7 protein-coding genes are annotated in these 8652 nt (G+C 64.0%); 3 read left to right on the top strand and 4 right to left on the bottom strand.

Going from position 1 to position 8652, the window contains the following annotated elements:
• Positions 1 to 79: 79 nt before the first annotated feature.
• Genes L981_RS30720 through L981_RS30710 form a run of 3 tightly spaced genes read right to left on the bottom strand, consistent with a single transcriptional unit; the run spans position 80 to position 2459 of the window.
• Entirely contained in the window at positions 80 to 1264 is a 1185-nt protein-coding gene (locus tag L981_RS30720; protein WP_043625813.1) for an MFS transporter, read from the bottom strand.
• A gap of 29 nt (positions 1265 to 1293) precedes the next feature.
• Positions 1294 to 1680 (bottom strand): glyoxalase/bleomycin resistance/extradiol dioxygenase family protein, encoded by a 387-nt coding sequence (locus tag L981_RS30715; protein ID WP_043625810.1) that lies wholly within the window; start codon positions 1678 to 1680, stop codon positions 1294 to 1296.
• A complete protein-coding gene (locus L981_RS30710; RefSeq protein WP_082006218.1) occupies positions 1677 to 2459 on the bottom strand; it encodes a DeoR/GlpR family DNA-binding transcription regulator in 783 nt (260 codons plus the stop codon). Before L981_RS30710 ends, L981_RS30715 begins: the two co-directional genes overlap by 4 nt.
• Positions 2460 to 2732: 273 nt before the next feature.
• On the opposite strand from L981_RS30710, the gene L981_RS30705 reads away from it, so the two are divergent.
• From L981_RS30705 to L981_RS30695, 3 genes are all read left to right on the top strand, one after another.
• Positions 2733 to 3506 carry an amino acid ABC transporter substrate-binding protein gene (locus L981_RS30705; RefSeq protein WP_043625803.1) on the top strand — a complete coding sequence of 258 codons (774 nt, stop codon included), beginning with the start codon at positions 2733 to 2735 and terminating at the stop codon, positions 3504 to 3506.
• 106 nt (positions 3507 to 3612) lie between these two features.
• Positions 3613 to 4293: an amino acid ABC transporter permease gene (locus tag L981_RS30700; RefSeq protein ID WP_082006217.1), complete on the top strand. Its 681-nt coding sequence runs from the start codon at positions 3613 to 3615 to the stop codon at positions 4291 to 4293.
• Positions 4290 to 5051 (top strand): amino acid ABC transporter ATP-binding protein, encoded by a 762-nt coding sequence (locus L981_RS30695; protein WP_043625796.1) that lies wholly within the window; start codon positions 4290 to 4292, stop codon positions 5049 to 5051. The genes L981_RS30700 and L981_RS30695 overlap by 4 nt, the downstream gene beginning before the upstream one ends.
• Before the next feature lie 108 nt (positions 5052 to 5159).
• Here the strand turns inward: L981_RS30695 and pyc are convergent, their stop codons facing one another.
• Entirely contained in the window at positions 5160 to 8618 is a 3459-nt protein-coding gene (pyc, locus tag L981_RS30690; protein ID WP_043625793.1) for a pyruvate carboxylase, read from the bottom strand.
• Positions 8619 to 8652: the final 34 nt, after the last annotated feature.

Here is an 8652-nt window from a genome sequence, read left to right as displayed (position 1 = left end):
TCTCCCCGCGAGCGGGGAGAAGGTGGCCGGCAGGCCGGATGAGGGGCATACCACGGTTGTACGGAACGCGCCTTCCGGCTCAGTGCCCCTTGGCGCCATCCGCATGATCGGCATGGTGCGACAAGAGAAGCACGACGATGAAGAGCAGCGGCACCGAGGCGAAGATGATGGCAAAGCCCGTATGCTCGGCGACGAAGCCGATCAGCGACGGTGCGAACAGCATGCCGGAATAGCCCATGAAGGTCGCGACCGACAAGCCGATGCCAGGCTGCAGGCCCGGCATGTTGCCGGCCGCCGAAAACGCGATCGGCACCATGTTGGAGATGCCGATGCCGGCGATCGCAAAGCCGAGGATGGCGATATAGGCATTGGGCGCCGCGCCCGCGATGATCATGCCGACGAGTGCCGTGACGGTGCAGATGCGCAGCGTCCGTTTGGCGCCGAAGCGATCCCGGACGAAATCACCGGCAAAACGCATGGTCGCCATGGTGGCGGAGAAGGCCGCAAAGCCGAAGCCGGAAAGCTCGACGGAGGCGCCAAGCTCGTTGCGCAAGTAAAGCGCACCCCAGTCGAGCACCGTGCCCTCCGGCACCATCGAGAACAGCGCCATGATGCCGATCAGCCAGGGAAGCGGCGTCATCGGCAGGCGAAGCTTTTCCTTGGCGGCACCCGGATGCGGCTTGTCGGCCAGGATCATCGGCCAGGCGGCGGCGATTAGGACCAAGCAGATCGCAGTGACGACGAGGACGTGCGGCAGCACACCGAAGCGAGCCATTAGGAAGCCGCCGATACCGGCGCCGATCAGACCGCCGAGGCTCCAATAGGCATGGCAGGACGACATGATCGCCCGGCGCATGGATTTTTCGACCTCGACCGCATTGGCGTTCATCGCGACGTCCATTGCGCCGGCAAAACCGCCAAGCAGGAACATGGCGACAGCCGCCGTCCAGACGTCAGGGACAAGCGTCAGAAGCAGAAGCAAGGGCGACAGGATGATGGCGGTGACCTTGACCACCTTCTGCGAGCCGACGCGGGCGATAAAGCCGCCGGCAATCGGCATGAGCACCAGCGAGCCGATGCCGAACATCAGGATCAACAGGCCGAGCACGCTTTCGCTGATGCCGAGCCGGTCCTTGAATTCGGGGATCTTCGGCGCCCAGCTGCCGATGACGAAGCCATTCAACAGGAAGAGCAGCGATACCGCCAGCCGGTTGCGGGTCATGTAGCCCTGGCGGGCGGTCGCGGTGGGAGAACGTTGGTCCATGGTCTTGCCTCTGTGCCGGATCGCCCGGCTCAAATTGTGATTTCGATCAGATTTCCATCGGGGTCGCGAACAACGGCCTCGTAGAAGCCGTCGCCGGTCCAGCGCGGTTTTGCGACCAGAATGCCCTTGACCTCGGCGCGCGCCGCCATAGCCTCGACCGCCTGCTCGCTGCCGAGCGACAGCGCCACATGGGCAAGGCCGATGCGTTCTTCGGCGGGGTCGGCCGGCCCAACCCAGGGGCCTTCCATGATCTCGAATGCCGGCCCGTCGCCAAGCGTCAGGAACCGCGAACGAAAGCCGGGCCGCCGCCGGCTTTCATAGATCTCGCCGACTTCGGCGCCGAAGAAGGAGGACCAGAACCGGGCGATCGCCTCGAGGTCCCGCGTCCAGAGCGCCACATGCGTGATCGTCGTCATTCCGTCTCTCCCGCCATCAGGACCTCTGCCCCTGCCGCCTCGAAGGCCGCCCGATGCTCCGCCGACGCATCCGCCTCGAGCAGCAGCGTCACCTTGTCATTGATATCGACGACACCGTGCGCGGCCGCCGTACCGAGCTTGTCGCTGGTGACGGCGACGACAAGACGCCGGCTGCGCTGGGCAACGAGCCGCTTGAATTCCGCATCCTCGAAATAGATCGCCGTCAGGCCCGCGACGGCATCGGCGCCGCAGGTGCCGAGGAAGCAAAGATCGGGCCGGAGCAGTTCCGCATCGCGTTGCGCCCGGGCGCTGATCGCAGCGCCGACGGCGCGGTTGAGCGGACCGCCGAGCAGGATGAGATCGACGCCCGGTTTCTCCATGAGCGCGACGGCAATCAGCGGCGTATTGGTGACGACGGTGACCGGCAGGTCCGGCTCGATCAGGTGCGCGATGGCGAGATTGGTGGAGCCGGCATCGAGAAACACGGTCATATCAGGCTTGATCAGGCCGATGGCCGCGCGCGCCAGCGCCGCCTTGCGTTCCGGCGCCATCGCCACCCGCTCCCGCAAGGTGCTGTGCGCTGCCGGCGCAACCGGAAGCGCGCCGCCATAGACGCGCTCGCACAGTCCCGCCGCCGCCATCTCCCTGAGGTCGCGGCGGATCGTATCCTCGGAAACGCTAAGCTCAGCCGCAAGGTCGGCAGCGAGCACCCGGCCGTTGGCCTTTAACCGTTCCTGAATCAGCGTCTTTCGCTCACGAAGAAGGAGTTCACCTGACATCGCCACCAACCGTGCATAAACGTGCATGAATCGCTATAAATGTGCATATCAACTTTTGAAACCGTTTTCAAGTCGATGCAGCGACCAAATCGGGGCCGCGCGCGATTTCCGACAAACCGTGGCTTTTGCGCGCAGGCGGCACCAGTTCGAAGAAAATTCTTTATCAAAACGCTCAGGAATTGGTGTTTTATACGCTCAGATCGCCGGTTTTTTATGCGATTGTCCGCTCAATCCGGACGACGGGCCGGGCCAGAAAATAGATGGAAAATCACGATGAAACTCCTCCCCACGCTGTTTGCCGCCGCTCTGATGCAGGTTGCCGCCCTTTCCTCGGCCCATGCCGGCGAGAACCTCAACGCGGTCAAGTCGGCCGGTGTGCTGAAGATCGGCACCGAGGGCACCTACGCCCCCTTCACCTACCATGACGCCTCCGGCGCACTCGTCGGCTTCGACGTCGAGATTGGCCAGGCGGTCGCGGAAAAGCTCGGCGTCAAGGCCGAATTCCTCGAAGGCAAGTGGGACGGCCTGATCGCCGGCCTCGACGCCAACCGCTACGACACGGTCATCAACCAGGTCGGCATCACCGAGGAGCGCAAGAAGAAGTACGACTTCTCCGAGCCCTACATCGCTTCCAAGGCCGTGCTGATCGTCAAGAGCGACAACGAAGAGATCAAGGGCTTTGCCGATCTCAAGGGCAAGAATGCCGCCCAGTCGCTGACCAGCAACTTCGGCAAGCTCGCAACCGCGTCCGGCGCCGAACTTGTCGGCACCGACGGCTTTGACCAGTCGATCCAGCTGGTGCTCACCGGCCGCGCCGATGCGACGATCAACGACAGCCTCTCCTTCCTCGATTTCAAGAAGAAGAAGCCCGACGCGCCGGTGAAGATCGCCGCCGAACAGGCAGACGCCGACTTCTCCGGCATCATCATCCGCAAGGGCGAGCCGGAGCTGCTCGAAGCAATCAACAAGGCGCTCGTCGACATCAAGGCCGACGGCACCTACGACAAGATCTCGCAGAAATACTTCGGCGCCGACGTTTCGAAGTAACACTCGAGAGACGGTCCGGCCGGTTTTACCACCGGCCATTCTCGGCTATGAAAAGCGATCCGTTCCGGGCCCCGGGGCGGATCGCGCTTTTTGAAAGGCCCGCCCCTTGCCCACCTGGCTCCAACTCATGCTGGATTCGGCGCCGTCCCTGCTCTGGGCCGGCCTCACCTTCACCATCCCGCTGACGCTGCTTTCCTTCATCTTCGGCCTGATCCTCGGGCTCGTCACCGCAGTCGCCCGCCTGTTCGGTCCGGCGCCGGTCGTCGCCATCGCCCGGTTTTACGTCTGGGTGATCCGCGGCACGCCGCTGCTCGTGCAGCTGTTCGTGATCTTCTATGGCCTGCCAAGCGCCGGCATCCTGCTCGACGCCTTCACCGCCGCCCTTATCGGCTTCTCGCTGAACGTCGGCGCCTACACCTCCGAGATCATCCGCGCGGTCATCTCGTCTGTCCCGCGCGGGCAATGGGAAGCGGCCTACTCGATCGGCATGAGCTGGAGCCAGGCGATGCGCCGCACCATCCTGCCACAGGCGACCCGCGTCGCCGTGCCGCCGCTGTCGAATACCTTCATCTCGCTGGTGAAGGACACCTCGCTTGCCGCCGCCATCACCGTGCCGGAGATGTTCCAGACAGCGCAGCGTATCGTCGCCACCACCTATGAACCGCTGATCCTCTACATCCTCGCGGCGCTGATCTACCTTGCCATGAGTTCGGTTCTGTCAGCCCTGCAGGTCAGGCTGGAACGGCGCTTCGCCCGCTATGGTGGTTTCCTGGAGGCGCGCACATGATCGAGCTTTCTCACATCGAAAAGCGCTTCGGCGACAATCTCGTGCTGAAGGACATCTCCGTCAGCCTGCCCGAGGGTAGCGTGACGGCGCTTGTCGGCCCCTCCGGAGGCGGCAAGAGCACGCTGCTGCGCTGCATCAACCTTCTGGAGATACCCACCTCCGGATCGATCAAGCTCGGTAGCGAACAGGTCCAGTTCTGGCCTGGAAGCCGGGTTGGCTGGGCAACCATCCAGCGGCTACGCCGGCAGACCGGCATGGTGTTCCAGAACTTCCAGCTCTTTCCGCACCAGACGGCACTCGGCAACGTCATGGAGGGTCTCGTCACCGTGCTGAAATGGCCGGCCGACAAGGCCCGGGCGCGCGCCATGGAACTCTTGGAAAAGGTCGGCATGTCCCACAAGGCGGACGCCTGGCCGGCGACACTCTCCGGCGGGCAGCAACAGCGTGTGGCGATCGCCCGGGCGCTGGCCCCGTCGCCGCGCGTCCTGCTCTGCGACGAGCCCACGTCTGCCCTCGATCCGGAACTGGCCGAGGAAGTGGTCGAAGTGTTGAGCCGGCTTGCGCGGGAGGGAACCACCATGGTGATGGCGACCCACGATCTCCGCCTGGCCTCGCGCGTCGCCGACAAGGTGATCTTCCTCGACGGCGGCCTCGTCGTCGAAAGCGGCGCCCCGAAGACGATCTTTTCGGCGCCGGAACGTGAGCGCACCAAGAAGTTCATCGCCTCGCTCAGCGCCCCGCACGACTACGAGATCTGAAGGGGCCTTGGTTAGCACGGTTCTTGACCAGCTATCGTCACTTCGATCACAAACAGAAACGGCCGGATTTGCATCCGGCCGTTTCTGTTTGTCCGTGGGGGCGAACGCTTACGCGTCGAACACGATCAGCAGGTCCTTGGCGTCGATCTGGTCGCCGGCGCGCACGAGCACCTCGGAAACCGTGCCGTCCTTCTCGGCGTGCAGAGCCGTCTCCATCTTCATCGCTTCGATCGAAAGCAGCACGTCGCCGGCCTTCACCGCCTGGCCGGCGGCAACGGCAACGGTCGAGATGACGCCTGGCATCGGCGCGCCGAGTTGTGCGGCATTGCCGCCCTCGGCCTTGCGGCGTACCGCGCTCGTTGCACTGCGGTTGCGGTCCGGAACCTTGATCAGGCGCGGCTGGCCGTTGAGTTCGAAGAACACCTTGACCATGCCCTTCTCGTCCGGCTCGCTCTTGGCCTGGTGCAGGATGACGAGCGACTTGCCCCGCTCGATCTCCGGCTGCAGCTCCTCGCCCGGTGCCAGCCCATAGAAATAGGCCGGCGTCGGCAGCACGCTGACCGGACCATAGGTGTCGGCCGCGATCGCATAGTCGGTAAAGACCTTCGGATACATCAGGTAGGAGGCGAACTCGAAGTCATCGACCTTGCGCTCGAGCTTGTCTTCGATGGCTTTACGTTCCGCATCCAGATCGGCCGGCGGCAGCAGCGAGCCGGGAACGGCGGTATAGGCCTTCTCGCCCTTCAGCGCCTTCTTCTGCAGCGATTCCGGCCAGCCGCCCGGGGGCTGACCGAGATCGCCCTTCAGCATCGAGACGACCGAATCCGGAAAAGCGATGTCCTTTGCCGGGTTCTCGACGTCGGCGACGGTGAGGTCCTGCGAGACCATCATCAGCGCCATGTCGCCGACGACCTTGGAGGACGGCGTCACCTTGACGATATCGCCGAACATCTGGTTGGCGTCGGCATAGGCCTGGGCGACCCGGTGCCACTTGGTTTCCAGCCCGAGCGAACGGGCCTGTTCCTTGAGGTTGGTGAACTGGCCGCCCGGCATTTCGTGCAGGTAGACTTCGGACGCCGGTCCCTTGAGGTCGCTTTCGAAGGCAGCGTACTGGTAACGCACTGCTTCCCAATAGAAGGAAATGCGGCGGATCCATTCGGGATCGAGGCCCGGATCACGCTCCGAGCCGCGCAGCGCCTCGACGATCGAGCCGAGGCAGGGCTGCGAAGTGTTGCCGGAGAGCGCGTCCATCGCCGCATCGACCACGTCGACACCACTATCGACGGCGGCAAGCACGGTCGCAGCCGCAATGCCCGAGGTGTCGTGCGTGTGGAAATGGATCGGCAGATCCGTTGCCTCGCGCAGCGCCTTGAAGAGCACCCGTGCGGCCGCCGGCTTCAACAGGCCCGCCATGTCCTTGACGGCGATCATGTGCGCGCCGGCCTTTTCGAGCTCGGCCGCCAGCGCCGTGTAGTACTTGAGATCATACTTCGGACGGGCCGAATTCAGGATGTCGCCGGTATAGCAGATCGCCGCCTCGCAGATGCGGTTCTCCTCGGCAACGGCCTCCATCGAGACGCGCATGTTGTCGACCCAGTTGAGGCAGTCGAAGACGCGGAAGACGTCGATGCCGCCCTTCGCCGCCTGGCGGACGAAGTACTTCACGACGTTGTCGGGGTAGTTCTTGTAGCCGACGCCGTTGGCGCCGCGCAAAAGCATCTGCAGCAGCAGGTTCGGCGCATCCTCGCGGATGCGGGCGAGACGATCCCACGGGTCTTCGGTGAGGAAGCGCATGGAGACGTCGAAGGTCGCGCCACCCCAGCATTCGAGCGAGAAGAGCTGCGGCAACGCGCGGGCATAGGTGCCGGCGACACGGGCGATGTCATGCGTGCGCATGCGCGTCGCAAGCAGCGACTGATGGCCGTCGCGCATCGTCGTATCGGTGAGGAATACTTGCTTTTCGCCGCGCACCCACTCGGCAAACTTCTTCGGGCCGAGTTCGTCGAGCTTCTGCTTGGTACCTGCGGGGATCTCGCCCTGGATGAACGGCACGACGGGCTTGGCCGCGTCTGCCGGCGGCCGCGGGCGGCCCTTGGCCTCAGGATGGCCGTTGACGGTGACGTCGGCGAGATAGGTCAAGAGCTTCGTCGCACGGTCTTGGCGCCGCACCTGCTGGAACAGCTCCGGCGTCGTGTCGATGAAGCGGGTGGTGTAGGTGTTGTTGCGGAACTGCTCGTGGCCGATGATCGCCTCGAGGAAGGTGAGGTTGGTCGCCACGCCGCGGATACGGAATTCGCGCAGCGCCCGGTCCATACGGCTGATCGCTTCCTGGGGCGTGCTGCCCGAGGCTGTCACTTTCACCAGCAGCGGATCGTAGTAGCGCGTGATGTAAGCGCCGGTATAGGCGGTGCCGCCGTCGAGACGGATGCCGAAACCGGCCGCCGAACGATAGCCGGTGATGCGGCCATAGTCGGGAATGAAGTTCTGTTCCGGATCTTCCGTCGTGATGCGGCACTGCAGCGCGTGGCCGTTAAGCCGGATGTCTTGCTGCTTCGGTACGCCCGATGCCGGCGTGCCGATCGCCTCGCCGTCGAGGATATGGATCTGCGCCTTGACGATGTCGATGCCGGTCACCACTTCGGTGACGGTGTGCTCGACCTGAATGCGCGGGTTCACTTCGATGAAGTAGAATTTGCCGGTGTCGGCATCCATCAGATACTCGACCGTGCCGGCGCCGACATAGCTGGTCGCCTCGGCAATCTTCAGCGAATAGTTGGCCAGTTCCTGGCGCTGCGCGTCCGAGAGGTAGGGCGCCGGCGCCCGCTCGACGACCTTCTGGTTGCGGCGCTGGATGGAGCAGTCGCGCTCGAACAGGTGCACGACATTGCCGTGGGTGTCGCCGAGGATCTGGCTTTCGACGTGGCGGGCGCGCTCGACCAGCTTTTCGAGATAGACCTCGTCCTTGCCGAAGGCCGCCTTGGCCTCGCGCTTGGCTTCCGTCACCTCGCGGATCAGGTCCTTCGGGTCGCGAATGGCGCGCATGCCGCGTCCGCCGCCGCCCCAGGAGGCCTTGAGCATGACGGGGTAGCCGATCTCGGCGGCAAGGCGATGGATTTCCTTTTCGTCTTCCGGCAGCGGATCGGTGGCCGGCACGACCGGCACGCCGACGGAAATGGCGAGGTTGCGCGCCGCCACCTTGTTGCCGAGCTGGCGCATCGTCGCCGGCCGCGGACCGATGAAGATGACGCCGGCGGCGTCACAGGCATCGACGAACTCGGGGCTTTCCGACAGCAGGCCGTAACCCGGGTGAATGGCATCGGCACCTGAGAGCTTGGCGACGCGGATCACTTCCTCGATCGACAGGTAGCTCTCGATCGGGCCGAGGTCGCGGGCAAGGTGCGGACCGCGGCCGATCTGGTAGCTTTCGTCCGCTTTAAAGCGGTGCAGCGCGAGTTTGTCCTCTTCCGCCCATATCGCGACCGTTTTCAGACCGAGTTCGTTTGCAGCGCGAAAAACGCGGATGGCAATTTCAGAACGGTTGGCAACAAGGATCTTCGAGATAGGCAAGTCGGTCTCCTCAATGACTTGATATTGCGGGAAA

Source organism: Ensifer sp. ZNC0028 (assembly GCF_000799055.1).
In the GTDB taxonomy this organism is placed as follows: domain Bacteria; phylum Pseudomonadota; class Alphaproteobacteria; order Rhizobiales; family Rhizobiaceae; genus Ensifer.
The sequence above is the reverse complement of the archived record's forward strand: the minus strand, read 5'-3'. Positions and strand labels throughout refer to the sequence as shown.

Bases quoted from the DNA above. Each gene is read 5' to 3' on its own strand.
- L981_RS30695 (WP_043625796.1), top strand. From the start codon at position 4,290: ATGATCGAGCTTTCTCACATCGAAAAGCGCTTCGGCGACAATCTCGTG.
- L981_RS30715 (WP_043625810.1), bottom strand. From the start codon at position 1,680: ATGACGACGATCACGCATGTGGCGCTCTGGACGCGGGACCTCGAGGCG.
- L981_RS30710 (WP_082006218.1), bottom strand. From the start codon at position 2,459: ATGTCAGGTGAACTCCTTCTTCGTGAGCGAAAGACGCTGATTCAGGAA.
- L981_RS30705 (WP_043625803.1), top strand. From the start codon at position 2,733: ATGAAACTCCTCCCCACGCTGTTTGCCGCCGCTCTGATGCAGGTTGCC.
- L981_RS30720 (WP_043625813.1), bottom strand. From the start codon at position 1,264: ATGGACCAACGTTCTCCCACCGCGACCGCCCGCCAGGGCTACATGACC.